This window comes from Streptomyces sp. NPDC002698 (assembly GCF_042888945.1).
GTDB lineage: Bacteria > Actinomycetota > Actinomycetes > Streptomycetales > Streptomycetaceae > Streptomyces.
The window spans coordinates 1-23079 of sequence record NZ_JBIAQM010000055.1 but is presented as its reverse complement, the minus strand read 5'-3'; the positions used below and the strand labels follow the sequence as shown (position 1 = coordinate 23079).

Here is a 23079-nt window from a genome sequence, read left to right as displayed (position 1 = left end):
AGCTATGTCTACACTGCCCGGCGTCCGGTGGCGAGAGGCGTCACGTTCCGTGATCGTTCGCTACGCCGGTCGGCAGGCCGGCCCGGCGCGGGCGACGCGGCTCTCGGGCGCGTGGACGCATGATGGAGACCTAGTCCTTCTTACCTGCATTTGTCGCTTCGGCGCGGAGGCCCTGATGAAGACCGTTGACCGCTACCGGCTGACCTTCACCCATCCCGGACCGGATGCGCGCATGGTGACGGATGAGGTGGTCGTCGAGCGGACGACTGCCCACGGACCGGGCGGCAACCCGGTGTACAGCGATCCCACGGGCATCCTCCGTGCCGAGATCAGCCCGGCGGGCGAGGTCCGCATGCTGGCCAGCGGCGCCTATCAGTCGCCGATCAACCCGGCCGCCGAACCGCTCTCCTGACCGGCGGCGCGCCCGGCCGGGAGCACGGCGCCGGCGGCGGGGGGTACCGCGTCGGCGGCCGGGAGTTCCCGCGAGAAGCGGAGGCCCGGGCGCCCGTTCAGCTCGATCTCGCCGGTCACGAGGAATCCGGTGCGGGCCAGAACCGTCCGGGATCCGGTGTTGTCGACGGTCGTGACGGCGCGCAGGGTGCTCAGGCCGTACGCGCTCGCCGCCAGGAAGCACATCTCCCGTACGGCGGCCGTGGCGAGCCCCTGCCGCGCGGCCCGCTCGGCGACGCGGTATCCGAGGTCGGCCGAACCGCGTGCCACGTCGACCAGGTTGACGCGGGCCAGCACCGCGCCGGAGTCGTCCACCACGAGATGGAAGTGGGCCGCCCCCTCGGCCTGCTCGGCCAGACGCTCGTGGAGCAGGGCGTCGAACCGGGCGAAGAAGGTGTCGCCGCGGTCGGAGATCGACGTGGCGAAATAGGCGCGGTTCTCCCGCTCGAACGAGAGCAGCGCGGGCGCGTGGTCGAGTCGCAGGCGTTCGATGCGGGGCATCGCGCCATGCTAGGGACCCGTGCGTCCCGGGGCGCGCGGATTTCGGCGCGTGCCCCGGGGCGCGCACAGGCTCTAGGAGGTATCGCCCTCCGGGTCGATGTGCGGGAGGATCCGGTCCAGCCAGCGCGGTGTCCACCAGGCGCGGGCCCCGAGCAGCGTCATCACCGCCGGAACCATCAGGAGCCGTACGACCGTCGCGTCGATCAGCACGCTCACGGCGAGCCCGAGGCCGAGCATCTTGACGACGATGTTGTCGCTCACGATGAACGCGGCGAAGACGCTCATCATGATCAGAGCGGCGCAGGTGATGACGCGGGCGGTGATCTCCAGGGCGTGCGCGACGCTCGCCTCCGCGTCCCCGCTGCGCAGCCAGAACTCGTGGACCCGCGACAGCAGGAAGATCTCGTAGTCCATGCTGAGCCCGAAGATGATCGCGAACATCATCATCGGCACGTAGCTCTCGATGGGCACCTTGCCCGAGACCCCGAGCGCGGGCCCGCCCCAGCCCCACTGGAAGACGGCGACGACGACACCGTAGGAGGCGGCGATGGAGAGCACGTTGAGGACGGCCGCCTTCAGCGCGACGAGCAGGCCGCGGAAGACGATCAGGATGATGACGAAGGCCAGCCCCACCACCACGGCGATGATGAGGGGGAGCCGGCTGGAGACGATGTTCCGGAAGTCGACCTGGGCGGCCGTCGTGCCCGTGACATAGCCCTTGGCGGAGGTCCCGGTCACCGCCTGCGGCAGGGTGTCGTCCACCAGACGGTTCGTCAGGTCCGTGGTGTCCTGGTTCTGCGGGGACACCTTGGAGTAGACGGTGCCCACCAGCACGTCCCCGTCCTGGGTGGTCGTCAGCGGCGTGACCACGGCCGCCCCTGACACCCCGTCGAGTGTCTTCTGCGCCTGTGACTCCAGGGATGAACGCTTGTCCGACGGTACGTTCGTCTGGTCGATGACGACGGTCAGCGGGCCGTTGGAGCCGGGCCCGAAGGAGTCCGACATGATGTCGAACGCCCGCCGGTCCGTGAAGGACGTGGGGTCGGCGCCGTCACCGATGTGCCCGAGCTGGATGGTGAACAGGGGGATGGCCAGCACGACCACCGTGAGGAGGCCGCCGGTCAGGAACCGCCAGGGATGCCGCTCGACGCGCAGGGCGTAGCGGTGCCAGGTGCCCGTGACGGGCGCCCCGGGCTCGGCGTTCGTCTCCGCGATCGGGGTGCGCACGTGATAGCGGTCGATGCGCTTGCCGATGAGCCCGAGCAGGGCGGGTACGAGGGTCAGCGCGCCGGCCACCGCGGAGACCACGGTGATGGCCGCCGCGAGGCCGAGTTTGCTGATGAACGAGACCCCGGAGACCGACAGCCCGGCCAGGGCGATGATCACGGTGCAGCCCGAGACCAGGACGGCCCGCCCGCTGGTGGTGGCGGCCCGGCCCGCGGCCCGCACCGGTTCGGCACCGTTGATGAGGTTCTGCCGGTGACGGGTGATCAGGAACAGGGCGTAGTCGATACCGACGCCCAGTCCGATCATGGTGGCGAGCGTCGGTGACACGGTCGCGAAGGTCGTCGCGGCCGCGACCAGGCCGAGGATGGCCAGACCGCCCACGACGCTGACCAGGGCGGTCACCAGCGGCAGACCCGCCGCGATGACACTGCCGAACCCGACGAGCAGGACGACGATCGCCACCGCGAACCCGATCAGCTCGCTGATCCTGTCGTTCGCCGCGGGTCTGGCCAGTTCGCCCAGCGGCCCGCCGTACTCGACGTCCACCCCCGCGGACCGCAGCGGCTGGACGGCGCTGTCCACCCCGTGGAGGTAGTCGTCGCCCAGGGTCGAGGGCTGCACGTCGAAACGGACCGTGATGTATCCGGTCTTCCCGTCGCTGGACAGCGGTCCGACGTTCTGCTGCTGGGACTGTCCCGAGGGCGGCTGGGACCCGGGCGGCGGCAGCGGGTTCTGCGCCGACAGGACGTGCGGCAGCTTCTCCAGGGAGTCGACGGTCTGGCTCATCTGGGAGCTCAGCCCGGTCAGCGGCTTCTGCGTGTCGCGCAGCACGATCTGGCTGCTGTAGCCGCCCGCGGCCGGATCGTGCTTCTTGAGTACGTCCAGCCCTTCCGTGGACTGCACTCCCGGCAGTGAGAAGTTGTCCGAGTACTGTCCGCCGAAGGAGTGGTTCAGCCCCTGGAGCACGCCGAGGGCGACGAGCCACGCCACGATCACGATCACGAAATGGCGGGCGCACCACTCGCCCAGCCGCTGCAGCACTCCAGGCCTGGTCCGCCCGCTGGCTGAGGGGGCTTGTGTCGCCGACATGGGCTGCTCCTGCTTGAGGACGACTCCTTCGACTCCGTCATTAAACGACGCGACGATCATCGTGGCCCGCCGGGAATCACGGTGGCTGCCCGCCGTCCGGCGGTCGCGGATCCGCTCCGGTCCCCTCCGCCGTCGGCCCGGACGGCGCCCTGCCGGGCCGCCGGGTCCTGGCCGGACCGGGGGAGGGCACCCCGGACGGCACCGGACGCATCGGACGGGATCTGCGTCCACGCGCGGAACGCGGTCCGGTCCGCCGGCATACCGGGCCGGGTCCGACGTGTCGTCACCCGGGGGAACGCGGCACGTGGCGGGGGTTTCGGTGCGCGGGCGTAGGGATAACCCTCGATCGCCCTCAATCGCATGTCATGGCTAGGTCAAGAGTGAAATCCTTCCCACACCTGTCGGACAGGTCGTCCATGGCCTGCCCGCAGTCGCGTTCCCGCGCGCCCCTGCTCAGCTCTTCCCGGACAGCACATCCCGTCTGCCCGGTCTGTCACCGGCCGCCGACCGCGGCCGAAGCAGTAGGAGTACGAGTGAGACGTTTCCCCCGTCAGGCGACCGCGGCCGGAGCCATGGTGGCCACCGCCGCGTTCCTGGCCGTCGGCATACAGACGGTCCCGGCAGTCGCCAAGCCTGCCCCCCACACAACTCCCCTGCGTACAGGTGGACTTGAGGCAAAGCTCACCCCGGCCCAGCACCTGGCGCTGCTGACGAAGGCATCGAAGCAGACCACCGCGACCGCCGGCACACTGGGCCTCGGCTCGAAGGAGAAGCTGGTCGTCAAGGACGTCGTCAAGGACAACGACGGCACCTTGCACACCCGCTACGAGCGCACCTACGCCGGCCTCCCGGTGCTCGGCGGCGACCTCGTGGTCCACACCCCGCCCGCCTCGCAGGCCACCGGCACGGTGAGCACGACCTTCGCCAACAAGCACGCCATCAAGGTCGCGAGCACCACCCCTGCCGTCACCAAGGCGGCCGCCGGAGCCCAGGCCCTCAAGACGGCGAAGTCGCTCAAGGCGGAGAAGCCCGCGACGGACAGCGCCCGCAAGGTCATCTGGGCCGGCACCGGCACCCCCCGGCTCGCCTGGGAGACCGTGATCAGCGGCTTCCAGGACGACGGCACGCCGAGCAAGCTGCATGTCGTCACCGACGCCACCACCGGCAAGGAACTCACCCGGTACGAGGGCATCCAGACCGGCACCGGCAACACCCAGTACAGCGGCACGGTCTCGCTGAGCACCACGCTGTCGGGATCGACGTACCAGCTCACGGACTCGACCCGCGGCAGCCACAAGACGTACTCGCTGAACAACGGCACCTCCGGCACCGGCACGCTGATGACGGACGCCGACGACGTCTGGGGCACCGGCGCGGGTTCCAACACCCAGACCGCCGGCGCGGACGCGGCCTACGGCGCCCAGACGACCTGGGACTTCTACAAGAACACCTTCGGGCGCAGCGGCATCAAGAACAACGGTGTCGCCGCCTACTCGCGCGTCCACTACAGCACGGCGTACGTCAACGCCTTCTGGGACGACAGCTGCTTCTGCATGACCTACGGCGACGGCACCAGCAGCACCCACGCGCTGACCTCGCTGGACGTCGCGGGCCACGAGATGACCCACGGTGTCACCTCCAACACCGCGGGCCTGAACTACACCGGTGAGTCCGGCGGCCTGAACGAGGCCACCTCCGACATCTTCGGCACCGGCGTGGAGTTCTACGCCAACAACTCGACCGACGTGGGCGACTACCTCATCGGCGAGAAGATCAACATCAACGGCGACGGCACCCCGCTGCGCTACATGGACAAGCCGAGCAAGGACGGCGGCTCCGCGGACAGCTGGTACTCCGGCGTCGGCAACCTGGACGTCCACTACTCCTCGGGCCCGGCGAACCACATGTTCTACCTGCTCTCCGAGGGCAGCGGCACCAAGACCATCAACGGGGTCACGTACACCAGCTCGACCTCCGACGGCGTGGCCGTCGCGGGCATCGGCCGCGCCGCCGCCCTGCAGATCTGGTACAAGGCGCTGACGACGTACATGACGTCGACCACCAACTACGCGGGCGCCCGCACCGCCGCGCTGAACGCCGCGACCGCGCTGTACGGCGCGAGCTCCACCCAGTACGCGGGTGTGGCGAACGCCTTCGCCGGCATCGCCGTCGGCGGTCACGTCACCCCGCCGACCAGCGGTGTGACCGTCACCAACCCGGGCAGCCAGTCCTCCACCGTCGGCACCGCGGTGAGCCTGGCGATCTCGGCCAGCAGCACCAACGGCGGCTCCCTGACCTACTCCGCGACAGGCCTGCCCACCGGCCTGTCGATCAACACCTCCACCGGGGCGATCACCGGGACCCCGACCACGGCCGGTACGTACAGCACCGTGGTGACCGTCAAGGACAGCACCGGCGCCACCGGCACCGCGTCGTTCACCTGGACCGTCAGCTCCTCCGGTGGCGGCGGCACCTGCACCTCGGCGCAGCTGCTCGGCAACGCCGGCTTCGAGTCCGGCAACACCACCTGGACCGCGACCAGCGGCGTCATCAACAACGACACCGACGAGGCGGCCCACGGCGGTTCGTACAAGGCCTGGCTGGACGGCTACGGCTCCACCCACACCGACACGCTCTCCCAGTCGGTGACCATCCCCAGCGGCTGCAAGGCCTCGTTCACCTTCTGGCTGCACATCGACACCGCGGAGACCACCACCAGCTCGGCGTACGACAAGCTGACGGTCACCGCCGGATCGACCACGCTGGCGACCTACTCCAACCTCAACAAGGCCACCGGCTACGCGCAGAAGACGTTCGACCTGTCCTCGTTCGCCGGCTCGACCGTGAGCATCAAGTTCAGTGGTGTCGAGGACTCCTCCCTGCAGACCAGCTTCGTCGTGGATGACACCGCCGTGACGACCAGCTGACCTTCGGGACCTACGTCCCCCCACAACGGCAGCACCGACATCCCCCCACAACGGCGGCGACGTGGGTCCTCCGCGAGGACGACCCACGTCGCGCGCCGCTTTCCGGGGCTACTCGAACCGGGAGGGGTCGCCCGCCCCGAGGCGTACGAGCTCGGCCTCGCCGCCGGAGAAGTCGACGACGGTCGTCGGTTCGGTGCCGCAGTCGCCGGAGTCGATGACGGCGTCCACCACGTGGTCGAGGCGGTCCTTGATCTCCCAGCCCTGGGTCAGCGGCTTCTCCTCCTCCGGCAGGAGCAGGGTGCTCGACAGCAGCGGCTCGCCGAGTTCGGCCAGGATCGCCTGCGCGATGACATGATCGGGAATCCGCACCCCGACGGTCTTCTTCTTCGGGTGCAGCAGCCTGCGCGGAGCCTCCTTCGTCGCCGGGAGGATGAAGGTGTAGCTGCCGGGTGTAGCCGCCTTGACCGTGCGGAAGACCGCGTTGTCGATCCGCACGAAGTGTCCGAGCTGGGCGAAGTCCTCGCACATCAGCGTGAAGTGGTGGCGCTCGTCGAGCTGGCGGATCGAGCGGATGCGGTCGATCCCGTCGCGGTTGCCGAGCGCGCAGCCGAGTGCGAAGCAGGAGTCCGTCGGGTAGGCGATCAGCCCGCCGCTGCGGACGATCTCCACCACCTGGCCGATGATGCGCCGCTGCGGGTTCTCCGGGTGAACGTCGAAGTACTTGGCCATGCCGCGAGCCTAGTCCCCCGACGGACGAGGGCACCGGAGCGTGTCGCCCGTTCCCGTCGTCGCCCGGTCGGTGGCCGTGCGGTCCGGCAACCGGGCGGTGACACCGGCTCCGGTTCACCGCCGGAATTCTCCCCGGTCACGGCTATAGGAACCTTGAGGCCGTCTCGCTACCCTCCGCCGCATGATTTCCACGGTGGTCTGGGGTACCGGCAATGTCGGCCGCGCGGCCATCCGCGCCGTCGAGGCCCACCCGAAACTGAAACTCGCGGCTGTCCTCGTCCACGACCCCGGCAAGGTCGGCCGCGACGCGGGCGACCTCGCCGGCCTCGGGCACGGCCTCGGTGTCGCGGCGAGCGACGACATCGACGCGGTCCTGGCCTCGGGTCCCGGAGCCGTCGTCTACGCGGCGACCGGCGACATCCGCCCCGACGAGGCCCTCGACGACATCGGCAGGGCGATCCGGGCCGGTGCGGTCGTCGTCACCCCCGCCCTCTATCCGCTCTACGACCAGCGCAACGCCCCGCCGGAGTTCCGGGAACCGATGCTCGCCGCGATCGCGGACGGCGGCGGCTCCCTGTTCGTCTCCGGGGTCGATCCGGGCTGGGGCAACGACGTCCTGCCCCTGCTGATCAGCGGTCTGGGCACCACGGTCGACGCCATCCGCTGTCAGGAGATCTTCGACTACTCCACGTACGAACAGGAGGAGTCCGTACGGTACTTGGTCGGCATGGGACAGCCGATGGACTACGAGCCGCTGATGCTCGCCCCGTCGGTCCCGACCATGGTGTGGGGCGGCCAGATACGGCTCATGGCACGAGCCCTCGGAGTCGAACTCGACGACATCCGCGAGACGTTGGAGCGGCGCCCGCTCACGGACACGGTGAGCACCCGCACCATGGGGGAGTTCGCGGTCGGCACCCAGGGCGCGGTCCGCTTCGAGGTGCGGGGGATCGTCGGGGGAGAGCCCCGGATCGTCATCGAGCACGTCACCCGCATCCACGCCTCCTGCGCGCCGGACTGGCCGACGCCGCCCGACGGGGACGGTGCCCACCGCGTGATCATCGAGGGCCGGCCGCGCATCGAGGTCACCGTCGCGGCCACCGACGAGGGCGAGAACCGCTCCGCCGGAGGGAACGCCACCGCGGTCGGCCGCCTGGTCGGCGCCGTCGACTGGCTGGTGGACGCGGAACCAGGGCTCTACGACGCACTCGACGTCCCGCTGCGCCCCGCAGTCGGCCGACTCGGAAGGAAGTGACCCATGACCCTGCGCATCGACATTCCCGAGGGACAGGAACCGATCGGATACGTGTGGGGCGAGATGGTGCCCGGCATCGGCATGGCCGCCGCGAACTTCTCCCTGTCGGTGTACGAGCACACGACGCTGGGCCTGCGCGAGTTCGAGGCCGCCCGACTGCGGATCGCGCAGATCAACGGGTGCCTGTTCTGTCTCGACTGGCGCACGGAACGGGAGGGCCTGAAGGTCGAGGAGGAGTTCGCGGACGCGGTGACCCAGTGGCGCACCACCGGTGCCTTCGACGACCGGACGCGGCTGGCCGCCGAGTACGCCGAGCGGTACGCCCTGGATCACCACGGTCTGGACGAGGAGTTCTGGACACGGATGACGGCGCTGTACAGCCAGCGGGAGATCGTGGAGCTGACGATGAGCATCGGCTCCTGGCTGGCGTTCGGCCGGCTCAACCATGTGCTGGGACTGGACGCCGTGTGTGTTCTGCCCACCCACTGAGAGGGTGGCTCACCCGGCGGTCCTGGCCTCCTGAGCGGCTCCGGGCCCCACGCGCGGCCCGGACACGCTAGAGGTCCACGGCGATGATGTTCTCGATGTTCCGTTCCGCGAGGGCGGTGATGGTGACGAACGGATTGACACTGGTGTTGCCGGGGATCAGCGCGCCGTCGATGACGTACAGGCCCGAATAGCCCCGCAGGCGGCCGTAGTTGTCGGTGGCCTTGTTGAGCACGGCGCCGCCGAGCGGGTGGTAGGTGAGATGGTCGCCCCAGATCTTGTACACACCGAACAGATCGGTCCGGTAGATCGTCCCCTCCTTCGCGTTGATCTTGTCGAAGATGGTCTTCGCCATGTCGATGGCGGGCTGTTTCCAGGCGGTCTGCCAGTTGAGGTCGACGGTTCCGGTGGAGGCGTTCCAGGTGAACTGGGCGCGGTTCGGGTTCTTGGTGATGGACAGGTAGAACGAGGCGTAGGTCTCGATGCCGGTCGGCAGCGGCGCCACCTCGGCGAACGCGCCTCCGGCGGTCCAGTTGTCGATGCCGCCGCAGGGAATGCTGGCCTGGAGCGAGCCGGTCGGATCCCACAGGTGGTTGGCGCGGCCGCACATGACGTTGCCGTTGTCGCCCCAGCCCTGCCCGATCTCGCCGTTCAGGCCGGGCAGCGCGCCGGTCGCCTTCAGTCTGACCAGGAGCTTGCTCGTTCCGACGCTTCCGGCCGCGAAGAACACCCGGTCCGCGGTCACCGTCTTGGTGGCGGTGGTGGCGCCTGTGGTGTTGAGCTGGTCGATCAGGACCGTGTAGCCGCCGCCGGACGCGGGTGCGACCGAGGTGACCTTGTGCAGCGGTGAGACGGTGACTCTCCCGGTGGCCGCGGCCTGGGCGAGGTAGGTCTTCTGGAGCGACTTCTTGCCGTAGTTGTTGCCGTAGAGGATCTCCCCGGCGAGGGCCGACTTGGTGACGGTGCCCGCGGCCTCCTGCTTCATGTAGTCCCAGTCGTACACGTCGGGCACGAAGACGAACGGGAAGCCGGAACGCTGGGCGTGCTTACGGCCGACCCGTGCGTACTGGTAGCAGTCGGTGGTGTCGAACCACACCGGGTCGATGAGGCCGACGCCGAGGGCTGCGTTGGCGCGCGGGTAGTAGGTCGCGTACATCTCGTCGGCGTTCACCGACGGGAGGATGGCGCCGAAGTTCTCCCGTCTGGGGGTGACCGCCATGCCGCCGTTGACCAGTGATCCGCCGCCGACGCCGCGGCCCTGGTACACGATGATCTGGCCCATCTCCTCGGCGTCCAGGATCCCTGTGTAGCGGGGGATGTCCTTGTCGATGGGGAAGCCGAGGAAGTTGCTGAGGGGCTGTTTGGTCCTGGTGCGCAGCCAGTACGAACGCTGGTCCGGACTGGTCGTGTTGGCGAAGATCTTGCCGTCCGAGCCCGGGGTGTCCCAGGCCATGCCCATCTCGACCATCTGCACGTCGACGCCCGCCTGGGCGAGGCGCAGGGCTGCCACGGAACCGCCGTATCCGGTGCCGATCACCAGGACGGGGACGTGTGCTCCGGAAGGGATCGACGAGGCCGCCGTGGCGATCCGCGCGGGGGCCGCGACAGCGCGACCGGCAAGGCTCACTGCTCCAATAATAGAACCTGTTCCAGCTATGAATCGTCGGCGCGAAACTCCCTTGGAGTCCTTGGATTGCTGGTTGATGTCACCCACGTGACACTCCTCACTCTCGATGAGTGGGAACAGGTTCTACTGTTACTGGCTTGTTAAGTCACTACATACCAGTTGGTAACTTCTGCCCGATCTTGGGGTGATCGGCGAGCTCTGACGGACTTGCCCTTGACTTCACAAGACCCTCGCGCGACATTCCTGACGCTGCATCAGAACCGCTACGGCGGGGGCCTGCCGGCTCCCGGAGCAACGGAACGCCTCACATTCCCTCGCCCGCTGGAGAGCCCTGCCATGTCCCCGAGCGCGGACCCCGTCGGACGTACCGACCCCTTTTCGGCACCCGGCCCGTCACGGCGCCGGGTGCTCGGCACGGCCACGGGCGCCGCACTCGCGCTCACCGCGGGCGCCGCCGGTTCCACCGGGTCCGCGGCGGCGGCCGACCTGCCCGCGCTCGGCACCTACGACGTCGTCGTGGTCGGCTCGGGCGCCGCGGGGATGACCGCGGCGCTCACCGCCGCGAAACGGGGACTGAGCTGCGTCGTCCTGGAGAAGGCGGCCACCTTCGGAGGCTCCGCGGCCCGCTCCGGCGCGGGCATCTGGATCCCCGACAACCCGGTGATCCTCGCCGCCGGCGTCCCCGACACCCCGGCGAAGGCCGCCGCCTACCTCGCGGCCGTGGTCGGCCCGGAGGTCTCCGCCGACCGGCAGCGGGCCTTCCTCGGCCACGGACCGGCCATGATCTCCTTCGTCATGGCCAACAGCCCGCTGCGCTTCCGCTGGATGGAGGGATACAGCGACTACTACCCCGAACTCCCCGGCGGCCTCCCGGGCGGACGCTCCATGGAGCCCGACCAGCTCGACGGCAACATCCTCGGAGCCGAACTCGCCCACCTCAACCCGGCGTACATGGCCGTCCCGGCCGGCATGGTCGTCTTCAGCGCCGACTACAAGTGGCTCACCCTCGCGGCCGTGAGCGCGAAGGGCGCGGCCGTCGCCACCGAGTGCCTGGCGCGCGGCACCAAGGCGGCGCTGCTCGGCCAGAAACCGCTGACGATGGGCCAGTCGCTCGCGGCCGGGCTGCGCGCCGGCCTGCTCGCCGCCCAGGTCCCGGTGTGGCTGAACACCCCGCTGTCCGACCTGTTCGTGGAGAACGGCGCCGTCACCGGCGCGGTGGTCACCCGGAACGGCGCGCCGGGACTGGTCAGGGCCCGGCGCGGGGTCGTCGTGGGCTCCGGCGGCTTCGAGCACAACGCGGCCATGCGCGCCGAGTTCCAGCGGCAGCCCATCGGGACCGCCTGGACGGTGGGCGCCAAGGAGAACACCGGCGACGGCATCCAGGCGGGCCGACGGGCCGGGGCCGCGCTCGACCTGATGGACGACGCCTGGTGGGGCCCGGCCGTCCCGCTGCCCGGCGAGCCCTACTTCTGCCTCGCCGAACGCACCCTGCCCGGCGGCCTGCTGGTCAACGCCGCCGGCGCGCGGTTCGTCAACGAGGCCGGGCCCTACAGCGACGTCGTGCACACCATGTACGACCGCAACCCGAGCGCTCCGGACATCCCGGCGTGGCTGGTCGTCGACCAGAACTACCGCAACCGCTACCTGTTCAAGGACGTCGCGCCCACCTTCACGTTCCCCGACTCCTGGTACACGTCCGGAGCCGCGTACAAGGAGTGGACCCTGGACGCGCTCGCCGGGCGGATCGGTGTTCCCGCCGCCGCCCTGCGCACCACCGTCAGCCGCTTCAACAGCCTGGCCCTGAGCGGCAGGGACACCGACTTCCACCGTGGCGACAGCGCCTACGACCACTACTACACGGACCCCGCGGTGCTCCCCAACTCCTGCCTCGCCCCGTTGTGGCTCCCGCCGTTCCACGCGTTCAGGATCGTCCCGGGCGACCTCGGCACCAAGGGGGGCCTGCGCACCGACGCCAGGGCCCGCGTGCTGCGCCCGGACGGCACGGTGATCCCCGGCCTGTACGCGGCGGGCAACGCCAGCGCGGCCGTCATGGGCCACAGCTACGCGGGAGCGGGTTCGACGATCGGTCCCGCGATGACGTTCGGGTACATCGCGGCACTCGACATCGCGGCGACCTGACGGAGGACTCTCAGTCGCTGTCGCTGTCGCTGTCGCTGTCGCTGTCGCCCTCGCCGTCGTTCCGGTCGCCGCGCAGCCGCGGCGACAGGACCAGGACGGAGACGTCGTCGCGGATCGAGGGGCAGAACTCGACGAGGTCCTCCCAGAGGCGGTCGACGAGCACGTCCGAAGGCTCCTCGGCGAACGCTGCCAGCCGGTCCGGCAGCGGGTAGAAGGCGCCGGTGGTGTCCCGGCTCTCGCTCACGCCGTCCGACGCCATGAACAGCCGGTCGCCGGGTTCCAGCTCGACGGTGCGCCCCTTCGGCGGGGACAGTTCGAAGAACCCCAGCCCCAGCGGGGACGCCGGCTCGGCGTCGAGTTCGAGGGCCTTCGCGCCGCGCAGCAGCAGCGGCGGGGGGTGCCCGCAGGACACCAGCCGTACGGTGTCGGCGCCGGGCGGGAACTCCAGGAGCAGCGCGGTGGCGAACAGCTCGGCGTGGTCGACCGACGCGGAGTCGACCACCAGCCTGCGGTCGAGCCGGGCCGCGGCGGCCTCCAGATCACGCTGGTCGAGCACCGTCTCCCGGAACGCCCCGAGCAGAGAGGCGACCGTCCCCACGGCCGACAGCCCGTGCCCCTGCACGTCGCCCATCACGGCCCGGACGCCGAAAGGCCCGTCGCGCACCTCGAAGAAGTCACCTCCGACCAGCGTCTCCCGCTGCGCGGGCCGGTAGAGACCGGCGCAGCGGACCGGGCCGACACGCTCCGGCAGCGGCGGCAGCACGGCGAGCTGAGCGGCTTCCGCGACCGACCGCACGGTGACCAGGTGCGCGTCCCTGCGGCTGCGCACGAGCGAGACGAACACGCTCAGCACGGCGACGAAGCTGATGGTGAGCAGGTCCGCGTTGCCCGGACGGTTCAGATCGAGGGCGGGGATGTTCATCAGGACCACGACGATCACGCCGAACGCGGCCGTCCCCAGAGGGCCGTAGGACAGGACGGCCAGGGAAGGGATGGCTCCCAGCAGAAAGCCGATGTCCAGCGGCTCACTGCTCACGAGTTCCCCCACGCAGACGCCCACCAGCAGGACCGGCGGGAGCAGCCGTACCCAGCGCGGAGGGGGCGAGCCGCGCAGCCATCCCCGGTGGTCGTCCCGCAGGCCGGGCGCGGCCTTCGTGGCCATGGCACTCCTCCCTTTGACACCACGCTCCCCCTTTCCCCGCCGTCGCGCATTCCGATCGGTTCACGGACGCGTGCGGGCCGGAGCGGTCCGGTGGCTGCCGGAGCGGGGAAGGGGCGGCCGGCCGGAGAAGCCCCGGCGGGGCGGGCGGCACGAAGCCCCGCCACCACGGGGATGGGATGACGGGGCTCCATGAGGCGGGTGCCCCGTCCACGAGGCTTCATCCCGCCGACGTATCAGGCCATCGGCGTCTCGCCCCACCGGTGTTCCGTCCCTCCGGCGGTCCGGCTCGGCTCCTGGCCCTCACTCGCACGGCCGGCCGAACCGGACGCGGTCGTACGGGCCCCGCAGGCGCTGCCCGGAGAGGCCCCGGCACCCGTCCCGGGGCATGGTGGAGGGGTGACGGGACTGGCCGTGCTGTTCGCACTCCTAGGGGCAGCCAGCAATGCGATGGGCACGGCGTTCCAGCGCAAGGCGGCCTCGCGCGTCAGCGAAGGCGGTGGACTGCGGCTCATCATCCGGCTGGCCCGGCAGCCGGCCTGGCTGATCGGCATCGCCGGGGTGATCGGGGCGGCACTCTTCCAGGCGCTCGCGCTGGCGAACGGGCCACTGTCCCTGGTGCAGCCGCTGTTCATCCTGGAACTGCCCTTCGCCCTGATGATCGCCGTCCCGCTGCTGCACCGGCGCCTGTCGCGCGCGGGATGGCAGGCCGTGGCCGGTGTGGTGGCCGGCCTCGGTCTCGTCCTCCTGGCGGCCGCTCCCTCGGGAGCACGGTCCGACGCCTCCATGGCGCGCTGGATCCCGGTGCTGGTCCTGTGCCTGGGCACCGTGGCGGCCGCGGTCGTCGTCGCCCGTCCGGGCCGCCCGCCGCTCTTCCGCGCGGCCATGCTGGGAACGGCGTCGGCCATCAGTAACGCGCTGACCGCCGCTCTCCTCAAATCGGCCGTGGGCACACTCGACGACGACGGGTTCGTCGCCTTCCTGGGGGTGTGGCAGACGTACGGCTTCGTCCTGACCGGGATCACCGCCGTCCTGCTGCTGGAGAACGCCCTCCAGGCGGGACCCCTGGCCGCCTCGCAGCCCGCGCTGACCATCGGCGACGCGACGCTCAGCCTGGTGCTCGGTGTCACGCTCTTCGACGAGACGGTCCGTACGGGCTGGTGGCTGCTGCCCGAGCTGATCGGTGCCGGGCTGGTCCTGTGGGGTGTGCTGCGGCTGACCCGCGTGGTCCCGCACCTCGCGGACATGGCCCACTGACGGCCGCCCGGCCCGCCCCCGCTCCGTCGTCCGTCCCCTGACCGGCGGCGGAACCGCGGCCACGGCGGCCGGAGGCGACTGGCCGGTACCCGCTCGATTGGTGACTGCCGGGACGGGAAAGACCCTGGTGGTGACGAGTCGGATCGAGAACGTTCGGGAACTGGTCGCACGGAGCCGGTATGTCGTCCTCGGCTTCGACGGCCCGATCTGTCAGCTGTTCTCCGGGCCCTCGGCGACGGCCGTCGCACGAGCCCAGCGTGACCGGCTGACGGAAGCCGGCCTCGGCGCGCTGCTCACCGACGAGGAGCGCGGCCCCGCGGACCCCTACCGCGCCCTGACGGCGGTGGCCGGACGGCACCCGGGCAGCGAAGTCCTCTCCCGGCTCGACGCGTGGCTCACCCGGGCCGAGCTGGAGGCGGTGCGCACCGCGATGCCGACGGCGTACGCGGATCCGCTGATCCACACCTGGGCCGCGGTCGGGGCGAGGCTCGCCGTGGCGACCGGCACATCGGCCCGTGCCGTCACCTCGTACCTGGACGCCCGGGGGCTCACACCCCGCTTCGCCCCGTACATATTCGGCCGGGCGCCGGACCCGGGAACGCTCACCCCCCGCCCGGCCGCCCTGTCACTGGCCCTGGGCGCCATGGAGGCCGCACCGGACACCTCGCTGATGATCGGCGGCACCCCGGCGGACCACGCGGCCGCCCACCACGCCGGTGTCCGATTCCTCGGATACGCCCGCCACCCCGCCAGAGCGCGGGCACTGCGGGAGGCCGGCGTTCCCGACCGCTGCGTCACGGACTCCCTGGAGCCACTCCTGCGCGCCCTGCGCGACTCCTCGTGAGCCGGTCGTTCGGCCATACGAGGGGAATACCGGCCGGAAACCCGTGTGCATGCATCGCCGGAAGCGGGGCAGCAGCATCCTGAGACAGCTCGGGAAGCTACCCCCCTGGCGAAACCCGAGCTGCACGGCCCCGCAGGCAGTCACTCCCCCCGGCTGCCGGCGGGGCCGCATTCGTACGGCCCTACTCCACCCGGATGCCGACGATGCAGGTGTCGTCGTCGGTGTCGGACCTGCTGTACGTCAGGAGCCGGTCGAGTTGATGGTCCAGCGTCCCGGACGTCGTACGGGCCGCGTTGAGGAGCTGGCGCAGCGACACCTCCACCGAGCGGTCCCGCCGTTCGATCAGACCGTCCGTGTACATCAACAGCGTGTCATGGACGTCCAGTTGCACCTCGTCCTCCTCGAACGTCGCCTCGGGGACGGCACCGAGCAGGATGCCCTTGAGGAGTGGCAGCGGGTTGGCCTCCGTGTCCCGGACCAGAACGGGCGGCAGATGTCCGGCCCTCGCCCAGCGCAGAACACGGCGGCGCGGATCGTAGATCCCGCAGACCGCGGTGGCGGTGATCCCGCCCGTCAGATGGTGCGCCACGATGTTGAGCCAGGACAGCAGCTGCCCCGGCCCCGCACCCGTCACGGCGAGTCCGCGCAGCGCGTTGCGCAGCACCACCATGCTGGTCGCCGCCTCGATCCCGTGACCGGCCACATCGCCGACACACAGCAGGACCAGACCGGACGACAGCACGACGGCGTCGTACCAGTCGCCCCCGACGAGCTGCTCGGTCTCCGCGGGCCGGTAGCGCACCGCCACGTCGAGGCCCGGAGCCCGCAACGGCGCCCGGTCCGGCGGCATGATCGCGTGCTGGAGCTGGAGGGTCAGCCGGTTGCGCTCGTGCGCCTGCTGCTCGGTGTGCGCGAGCTGGTCGCGGGTGACCGCCAGCGCCACCTCGGTCCAGTGCTGCGCCGAGATGTCCTGGTAGGCCCCGCGGACCGCGAACAGCCGGTCGTCGGCGTCGAGCACCGGTTCGGCCACCACGCGGATGTGCCGGGTCACGCCGTCGGGACGCTGGAGCCGGAACGCCGCCGACGCCGGCCGGTGACGGTGCAGGACGGTCCGCAGGAAGCGGCCGATGGCGACGGCGTCGTCGGGATGGGCGTGCGCGGCCAGTTCCTCCAGCGGGACGGGAGTGCCCGAGGGGGAGCGGCCGTACAGATCGAACAGTGTCTCGTTCCAGATGGTCTCGCCGGTCAGCAGGTTCTCCTCGAAACCACCGATCCTGCCGAGCCGCTGGGCGTGCTGGAGCAGACTCGCCAGCCGTGCCGTCTCGTCCTCTATGCGCCAGATGAGCAGCACGGTTCCGCCGTGCCGGCTGACGTTGATGTCGGCCACGGCCGACAGCCGCACCTGGTCGACCAGCGCCGTCAGATCCATGCGCCGCGCCCGGAACGGCTCCCCGGTGGCGTAGACGCGCTCGACGCGCTGGAAGAGGCCGCTGTCCCCGGCGGCCAGCGGATAGGCCTCCAGCAGCAGCGACCCCTGAACGGTGCCGCGCGGCCGGCCGGCCGGATCGAGGAAGCGTCCGTTCACATGACGGATGCGGAAGTCGGCGAGCCGACCCTGGTCGTCGAGCTGGGGGACCAGCACCAGGGCGGGATCGTGCAACCCGTCCACCAGGTCGATCAGTTCGACGACATCGGCCGTCCCCCGCACGTCGTGGAAGTCGCCCGGCAGCGCGTGGGTCTCCAGCGTGTGCGAGCACAGTTCGGCCAGTGCCTCGACCTGGCGGACCACCTGCGGTGGCTGAGGTGCCAGGGCGGACGGCCACGCGATCTCCAGGACGCCGTGGATCCGGCCTCCGGAGCCGGCCGGTACCGCGACCCGTCCGCCGTCCGGATGTTCCGCGTGCCCGATGGACGGCAGCCCGGTGTCCGTCAGCGAGCCCGCCCACTGCGTCGTACGGTCGGACAGTGCCCGGCGTGCCATCGTCGCCACGCCCGGGGGGACGTGGCGCCAGCGCCGTGCCTCGCCCGCCGAGAACCCCGCGCTGCCCGCCAGGGAGAGCGAACCGTCGGCGTCCGCCGCCCAGATGGCCACGGCGACGGCCCCGAGCGGGGCCAGCGCGTGCTGGAGCAGGGAGTCGGCCACCGACTGGGTGTCGCCCGCCGCCAGCGCGCCGCTCTCGGCCGCGCGCAGCCGTACCGCGGGGGCGTCGTCCTTCGGGGGATGCTCCGCCGTGGCGGAGAGGAAGGCGCTGGTCACCTCCGAAAGCCGGTCGTGGGCCGCCTGGTTGATGATCTCGACCGCGAGCTGGAGCTGCGGCACCTTGGCCTGCTCGGCCAACTCGGTGAGCTGGCGGGCGGCTTGTGCCGGTCCGCAGCCCAGCCGCTCGACCAGGATGCCCTTGGCCAGCTCGATCAGGGCACGCCCCTCGGCCTCCGCCTGCGCGGCCCGTACCTCGCGGCGCAGCCGTTCGACGGTGGCCGCCAGCCGGCCCACCGGAGACGTCCGGGCCGCGCCCGACGGCTCGCCGGCCTGCCCGGCGTCCGCGACGTCGCCCGGGGAATCGGGGACGCTCGGGCCGGTCGCGTCAGGACTGTTCATCGTGCGGCCGCTCCTGGGCGGGGACCCTGTGGAGGTCGGGGGAGGGGCGGCAGCGGCGGGTGTTCCGCCGGACGGCCGCGGTGGAGGTACCGGGGGTCATGTCACTCCCCGAGCCAGCGCCGGACACAGGCGATGAGGTCGTCGGTGTCGACCGGCTTGGTGACGTGGTCGCTGGCGCCCGACAGCAGGCTCTTCTCCCGGTCACCGGGCATGGCCTTCGCCGTCACCGCGATGATCGGCAGGTCCGCGTACCGGGGCATCCTGCGGATCTCGGCGGTCGCGGCGTACCCGTCCATCTCGGGCATCATCACGTCCATCAGGATCAGCGCGACCTCGGGCCGGGCCAGCAGTGTCTCGATGCCCTTCCTGCCGTTCTCCGCGTGCAGCACCTGGAACCCGTGCAGCTCCAGGATCCCGCTGAGCGCGAAGAGGTTACGGGCGTCGTCGTCGACGACGAGCACCGTACGGCCCTGGAAGGCGTTGTCGATCGGCCGCGCGGGCCGGTTCCTGGCCTCCTCGGCGCGGACCAGCGGCACCACGTCGCCCGGCTGCTCCGCGGACAGGTGCAGCGCGATCCGCTCGCGCAACTCGTCAAGACTGGACAGGAATTCCAGCGACCGCGCGCCCGAGCGGGACTGCAGCGCCTGCTCCTGCGCGAGGTCGACCCGGCTGCCGTTGTGGACGAGGACGGGCACGGTCGCCAGGGCCGAGTCGCCCTCCACCGCTTCCAGGAACCGGGCCGTCTCGCCTTCCGGCATGCCGAGTTCGAGCACGACGCAGTGCCACGGCTCCGCGGCGAGGGCGCTCGCCGCCTCCTGCGCCCCGACGACGGTGATGATGTCGACGCGCTCCCGTGTGTCGCCCTCGTCGCGGCTGCGCGCCACATCCCCGACCGCGCTCTCGGCCACCAGCGTGAGCAGCCCCCGCGGCCGTTCCTCGACGACCAGGAGCCGCCGTCGCTGGCGCGGCAGGCCGGCCGGACCGGGAGCGGTGCGCCGCGGCTCGGTGCGCGCCGAGGCGCCCTCGTCCACGGCCGGTTCGGGCGCCCGGCCGCCGGCCAGCAGCTCCTCGAACTCGGGCCGGGCGACCGGGAGGAAGAGCGTGAAGGTACTGCCCTGTCCGGGGGTGCTGTCGACGGTGACCGCCCCGCCGAGCAGGTGGGCGATCTCCCGGGTGATGGACAGACCCAGACCTGTGCCGCCGTACTTGCGGCTCGTGGTGCCGTCGGCCTGCTGGAAGGCGCCGAAGATCGTCTCCAGCTGCTGCTCGGGGATGCCGATGCCGGTGTCCTTGACCCGGAAGGCGGCGATCGTGCCGCCGCGCGGAACGCCCGCGGGGATCTCCGCGTCGGCCGCCGGTTCGATGCGCAGCTCGACCCGGCCCTGCTCGGTGAACTTCACCGCGTTCGACAGCAGGTTGCGCAGCACCTGCCGCAGCCGGGAGTCGTCGGTGAGCAGGTCCACCGGGGCCCCGGGAGCGGTGCTCACCGTGAACTCCAGGCTCTTCTGCGAGGTCATGGGACGGAAGGTGGCCTCGACGTATTCGAGCAGCTGCCGCAGCGGGACCCGCTCGGGCGTCACGTCCATCTTGCCGGCCTCGACCTTCGACAGGTCCAGGATGTCGTTGATCAGCTGGAGCAGGTCGGAACCCGCGGAGTGGATGATGCCCGCGTACTCGACCTGCTTCGGCGTGAGATTGCGCGAGGGGTTCTGCGCCAGCAACTGGGCCAGGATGAGCAGACTGTTGAGCGGGGTCCGCAGCTCGTGGCTCATGTTGGCGAGGAACTCGGACTTGTACTTGGACGCCAGCGACAACTGCTGGGCCCGTGCCTCGAGTTCCTGCCGGGCCTGTTCGATCTGGAGGTTCTTCGCCTCGATGTCGCGGTTCTGGGTCGCGAGCAGGGAGGCCTTGTCCTCCAGCTCGGCGTTGGAACGCTGGAGTTCGTCCTGCTGGACCTGCAACTCCTCGGAGCGGGCCTGGAGTTCGGCGGTCAGGCGCTGCGACTCGCCCAGCAGCTCATCGGTGCGGGCGTTGGCCACGATGGTGCTGACATTGACGCCGATGGTCTCCATGAGCTGTTCCAGGAACGTCATGTGGCCCTGCTTGAAGCGGGTGACCGAGGCCAGCTCGATGACACCCAGCACCTGCTCCTCGACGACGATCGGCAGGACCACCAGCGCCCTCGGCGCCGTGTGTCCCAGACCCGAGGAGATGGTGACGTACCCCGGCGGCACCTCGTCCACGGTGATCGCCCGCCTGCTGCGCGCGGCCTGCCCGACGAGGGAGCGGCCGAGCGGGATGCGGGTGGGACGCCCGTCCTCGTCGGGATAGCCGTACGAGCCGACCAGCCTCAGTTCCGTGCCCTTCGCGGTCTCCTCGGCGAGGTAGAAGGCGCCGTACTGCGCGGCGACCAGCGGGGTGAGCTCGTCCATGATGAGGTCGGCCACCACGTCCAGGTCGCGGTAGCCCTGCATCAGGCCGGAGATGCGGGCCAGGTTCGTCTTGAGCCAGTCCTGCTCCTGGTTGGCCCGCGTGGTCTCACGCAAGGACTCCACCATGGAGTTGATGTTGTCCTTCAGATCGGCGACCTCGCCCGAGGCCTCCACGGTGATGGACCGGGTCAGGTCGCCCTCGGCCACGGCGCTGGTGACCTCGGCGATGGCGCGGACCTGGCGCGTGAGGTTGCCGGCGAGTTCGTTCACGTTCTCGGTGAGCCGCTTCCAGGTGCCCGAGACGCCCTCCACCTCGGCCTGGCCGCCGAGCCTGCCCTCGCTGCCGACCTCCCGCGCCACCCGGGTGACCTCGGCGGCGAAGGCGGAGAGCTGGTCGACCATCGTGTTGATCGTCGTCTTGAGTTCGAGGATCTCGCCCCGGGCGTCGACGTCGATCTTCTTGGACAGGTCGCCCTTGGCCACGGCCGTCGTCACCAGGGCGATGTTGCGCACCTGACCGGTGAGGTTGTTGGCCATCGAGTTGACGTTGTCGGTGAGGTCCTTCCAGGTGCCCGCCACATGGGGCACGTGCGCCTGGCCGCCGAGACGTCCCTCGGTGCCGACCTCGCGGGCGACGCGGGTGACCTCGTCGGCGAACGCGGACAGCGTGTCGACCATCGTGTTGATGACGTCCGCCAGGGCCGCGACCTCGCCCTTCGCCTCCACGGTGATCTTCTGCGAGAGGTCGCCGCGGGCCACGGCGGTCGCCACCTGCGCGATGGAGCGGACCTGGCCGGTGAGGTTCGACGCCATGACGTTGACGTTGTCGGTGAGGTCCTTCCAGGTGCCCGAGACGCCCCGCACGGTGGCCTGTCCGCCCAGGTTGCCCGCCGTGCCGACCTCGCGGGCCACCCGGGTCACCTCGTCGGCGAACGCCGAGAGCTGCTCGACCATCGTGTTGATGGTCTCCTTGAGCTCCAGGATCTCGCCGCGGGCGTCCACGGTGATCTTCTGCGACAGGTCGCCCTTGGCCACCGCGGTGGCCACCTGGGCGATCGAGCGGACCTGGGCGGTGAGGTTGCCGGCCATGAAGTTCACCGAGTCGGTGAGATCGCGCCAGGTGCCCTTGACGCCCTTCACGTCGGCCTGGCCGCCGAGGCGTCCGTCGGTGCCGACCTCGCGGGCGACGCGGGTGACCTCGTCGGCGAAGGCGGAGAGCTGGTCGACCATCGTGTTGATGGTGTTCTTCAGTTCGAGGATCTCGCCGCGGGCGTCCACGGTGATCTTCTGTGAGAGATCTCCCTGGGCCACCGCGGTCGTGACCTGGGCCACGTTGCGGACCTGGGCGGTGAGGTTGCCGGCCATGAAGTTCACCGAGTCGGTGAGATCACGCCAGACGCCGCCGACCCCGGGGACCTGGGCCTGGCCGCCGAGGCGTCCGTCGGTGCCGACCTCGCGGGCGACGCGGGTGACCTCGTCGGCGAAGGCGGAGAGCTGGTCGACCATCGTGTTGACGGTCTCCTTGAGCTGGAGGATCTCGCCGCGGGCCGGAACGTCGATCTTCTGCGAGAGATCACCCCTGGCGACCGCCGTGGCCACCTGCGCGATGTCGCGGACCTGCGTGGTGAGATTGCCCGCCATGGCGTTGACGGAGTCGGTGAGGTCGGCCCAGGTGCCCGAGACCCCCGGCACCTCCGCCTGGCCGCCGAGCGTCCCCTCCGTGCCCACCTCACGGGCCACCCGCGTCACTTCCGAGGTGAACACCGACAGCTGGTCGACCATGCCGTTGAAGACGGTGGCGATGTCCCCCAGCAGGCCACCGGCCTCGTCGGGGAGCCGGGTGCCGAAGTCGCCGTCGCGCACGGCGGTGAGGCCGGCCAGCAGTTGCCGCAACTCCTGCTCGCCCGGCGTCCGTACGGACGTCCCGCTCGCTGCCCTGCTCATGGCCACCCTCGTTCCGCTCCCCTGGAGTCCCGTGTCACGGAACTCGGAACCGTGTAGGGCCCACGGGCGGCCCCCGCCTGCCCGTGGGATTCCCGCAGATCACGGGTCATCCCCTTAAGAAAATACGCCGCAGGCTAACCCAGATCGCGGGGACGGAACAAAGCGCGGGAAAGAATTATCCAGGGGCCCGGAAATCTCGCCGGTAGCAGGAATGACCCGGACGGAACTGGATACACAGGACCCTCTCGGTCCCGCTCGCCGGGACCGCGTACGCGAAATCCCGTCGGGCCCCCCCCGCCCCGGGGGCGGGGGGGGGCGGCGGGGCCCGGGGGGCGGGGGGGGCGGGGGGGGGGGGGCGGCGGCCCCGGGCGGGGGGCGGGCCGGGCGCCGGCGCGTGTTTGTGGGGGGGGTAAG

14 protein-coding genes are annotated in these 23079 nt (G+C 70.8%); 7 read left to right on the top strand and 7 right to left on the bottom strand.

Annotation, left to right across the window (positions count from 1 at the left end; translation table 11 throughout):
- Positions 1 to 49 precede the first annotated feature (49 nt).
- Positions 50 to 412, top strand: a complete 363-nt coding sequence (locus ACFYW9_RS38565; protein WP_389159721.1) for a DUF6296 family protein — start codon at positions 50 to 52, stop codon at positions 410 to 412.
- Here ACFYW9_RS38565 and ACFYW9_RS38560 read toward each other — a convergent pair.
- Both ACFYW9_RS38560 and ACFYW9_RS38555 read right to left on the bottom strand, forming a co-directional pair.
- On the bottom strand, positions 373 to 951 hold the full coding sequence (locus tag ACFYW9_RS38560; RefSeq protein ID WP_389159720.1) for a GNAT family N-acetyltransferase: 579 nt from the start codon (positions 949 to 951) through the stop codon (positions 373 to 375). The two genes, ACFYW9_RS38565 and ACFYW9_RS38560, sit on opposite strands and share 40 nt — an antisense overlap.
- 72 nt (positions 952 to 1023) lie before the next feature.
- Positions 1024 to 3267, bottom strand: a complete 2244-nt coding sequence (locus ACFYW9_RS38555; RefSeq protein WP_389159719.1) for an MMPL family transporter — start codon at positions 3265 to 3267, stop codon at positions 1024 to 1026.
- Between the two features lie 572 nt (positions 3268 to 3839).
- Here ACFYW9_RS38555 and ACFYW9_RS38550 point away from each other — a divergent pair.
- Positions 3840 to 6194, top strand: a complete 2355-nt coding sequence (locus tag ACFYW9_RS38550; RefSeq protein WP_389159734.1) for a M4 family metallopeptidase — start codon at positions 3840 to 3842, stop codon at positions 6192 to 6194.
- Between the two features lie 108 nt (positions 6195 to 6302).
- Here the strand turns inward: ACFYW9_RS38550 and ACFYW9_RS38545 are convergent, their stop codons facing one another.
- Positions 6303 to 6923, bottom strand: a complete 621-nt coding sequence (locus tag ACFYW9_RS38545) for an L-threonylcarbamoyladenylate synthase (protein WP_351866748.1) — start codon at positions 6921 to 6923, stop codon at positions 6303 to 6305.
- A 181-nt stretch (positions 6924 to 7104) separates the two neighbouring features.
- On the opposite strand from ACFYW9_RS38545, the gene ACFYW9_RS38540 reads away from it, so the two are divergent.
- Together ACFYW9_RS38540 and ACFYW9_RS38535 are read left to right on the top strand one after the other, a co-directional pair.
- Entirely contained in the window at positions 7105 to 8178 is a 1074-nt protein-coding gene (locus tag ACFYW9_RS38540) for a dihydrodipicolinate reductase (protein WP_389159718.1), read from the top strand.
- A gap of 9 nt (positions 8179 to 8187) precedes the next feature.
- The gene (locus ACFYW9_RS38535; RefSeq protein ID WP_326791090.1) at positions 8188 to 8667 is read left to right on the top strand and encodes a carboxymuconolactone decarboxylase family protein; all 480 of its coding nucleotides are present in this window, start codon (positions 8188 to 8190) and stop codon (positions 8665 to 8667) included.
- 67 nt (positions 8668 to 8734) lie between these two features.
- Here ACFYW9_RS38535 and ACFYW9_RS38530 read toward each other — a convergent pair whose 3' ends face one another.
- A complete protein-coding gene (locus tag ACFYW9_RS38530) occupies positions 8735 to 10378 on the bottom strand; it encodes a GMC oxidoreductase (protein WP_389159717.1) in 1644 nt (547 codons plus the stop codon).
- 249 nt (positions 10379 to 10627) lie between these two features.
- On the opposite strand from ACFYW9_RS38530, the gene kstD reads away from it, so the two are divergent.
- Entirely contained in the window at positions 10628 to 12430 is a 1803-nt protein-coding gene (kstD, locus tag ACFYW9_RS38525; protein ID WP_389159716.1) for a 3-oxosteroid 1-dehydrogenase, read from the top strand.
- A gap of 10 nt (positions 12431 to 12440) precedes the next feature.
- Here the strand turns inward: kstD and ACFYW9_RS38520 are convergent, their stop codons facing one another.
- The gene (locus ACFYW9_RS38520; RefSeq protein ID WP_389159715.1) at positions 12441 to 13592 is read right to left on the bottom strand and encodes a PP2C family protein-serine/threonine phosphatase; all 1152 of its coding nucleotides are present in this window, start codon (positions 13590 to 13592) and stop codon (positions 12441 to 12443) included.
- Between the two features lie 447 nt (positions 13593 to 14039).
- On the opposite strand from ACFYW9_RS38520, the gene ACFYW9_RS38515 reads away from it, so the two are divergent.
- Together ACFYW9_RS38515 and ACFYW9_RS38510 are read left to right on the top strand one after the other, a co-directional pair.
- Entirely contained in the window at positions 14040 to 14846 is an 807-nt protein-coding gene (locus tag ACFYW9_RS38515; RefSeq protein WP_389159733.1) for a DMT family transporter, read from the top strand.
- Positions 14847 to 14946: 100 nt separating this feature from the next.
- Complete coding sequence (locus tag ACFYW9_RS38510) at positions 14947 to 15690, top strand: HAD family hydrolase (RefSeq protein ID WP_389159714.1); 744 nt, start codon at positions 14947 to 14949, stop codon at positions 15688 to 15690.
- Positions 15691 to 15871: 181 nt separating this feature from the next.
- Here ACFYW9_RS38510 and ACFYW9_RS38505 read toward each other — a convergent pair whose 3' ends face one another.
- The gene (locus tag ACFYW9_RS38505; protein ID WP_351866727.1) at positions 15872 to 18289 is read right to left on the bottom strand and encodes a SpoIIE family protein phosphatase; all 2418 of its coding nucleotides are present in this window, start codon (positions 18287 to 18289) and stop codon (positions 15872 to 15874) included.
- Between the two features lie 101 nt (positions 18290 to 18390).
- Positions 18391 to 22665 carry a HAMP domain-containing protein gene (locus ACFYW9_RS38500; RefSeq protein ID WP_389159713.1) on the bottom strand — a complete coding sequence of 1425 codons (4275 nt, stop codon included), beginning with the start codon at positions 22663 to 22665 and terminating at the stop codon, positions 18391 to 18393.
- Between the last annotated feature and the right edge of the window lie 414 nt (positions 22666 to 23079).

Excerpts from the sequence above, each read along its gene's own strand:
- ACFYW9_RS38560 (WP_389159720.1), bottom strand. The coding sequence starts at position 951 with ATGCCCCGCATCGAACGCCTGCGACTCGACCACGCGCCCGCGCTGCTC.
- ACFYW9_RS38555 (WP_389159719.1), bottom strand. The coding sequence starts at position 3,267 with ATGTCGGCGACACAAGCCCCCTCAGCCAGCGGGCGGACCAGGCCTGGA.
- ACFYW9_RS38550 (WP_389159734.1), top strand. The coding sequence starts at position 3,840 with ATGGTGGCCACCGCCGCGTTCCTGGCCGTCGGCATACAGACGGTCCCG.
- ACFYW9_RS38545 (WP_351866748.1), bottom strand. The coding sequence starts at position 6,923 with ATGGCCAAGTACTTCGACGTTCACCCGGAGAACCCGCAGCGGCGCATC.
- ACFYW9_RS38540 (WP_389159718.1), top strand. The coding sequence starts at position 7,105 with ATGATTTCCACGGTGGTCTGGGGTACCGGCAATGTCGGCCGCGCGGCC.
- kstD (WP_389159716.1), top strand. The coding sequence starts at position 10,628 with ATGTCCCCGAGCGCGGACCCCGTCGGACGTACCGACCCCTTTTCGGCA.
- ACFYW9_RS38520 (WP_389159715.1), bottom strand. The coding sequence starts at position 13,592 with ATGGCCACGAAGGCCGCGCCCGGCCTGCGGGACGACCACCGGGGATGG.
- ACFYW9_RS38515 (WP_389159733.1), top strand. The coding sequence starts at position 14,040 with ATGGGCACGGCGTTCCAGCGCAAGGCGGCCTCGCGCGTCAGCGAAGGC.
- ACFYW9_RS38505 (WP_351866727.1), bottom strand. The coding sequence starts at position 18,289 with ATGAACAGTCCTGACGCGACCGGCCCGAGCGTCCCCGATTCCCCGGGC.
- ACFYW9_RS38500 (WP_389159713.1), bottom strand. The coding sequence starts at position 22,665 with ATGAGCAGGGCAGCGAGCGGGACGTCCGTACGGACGCCGGGCGAGCAG.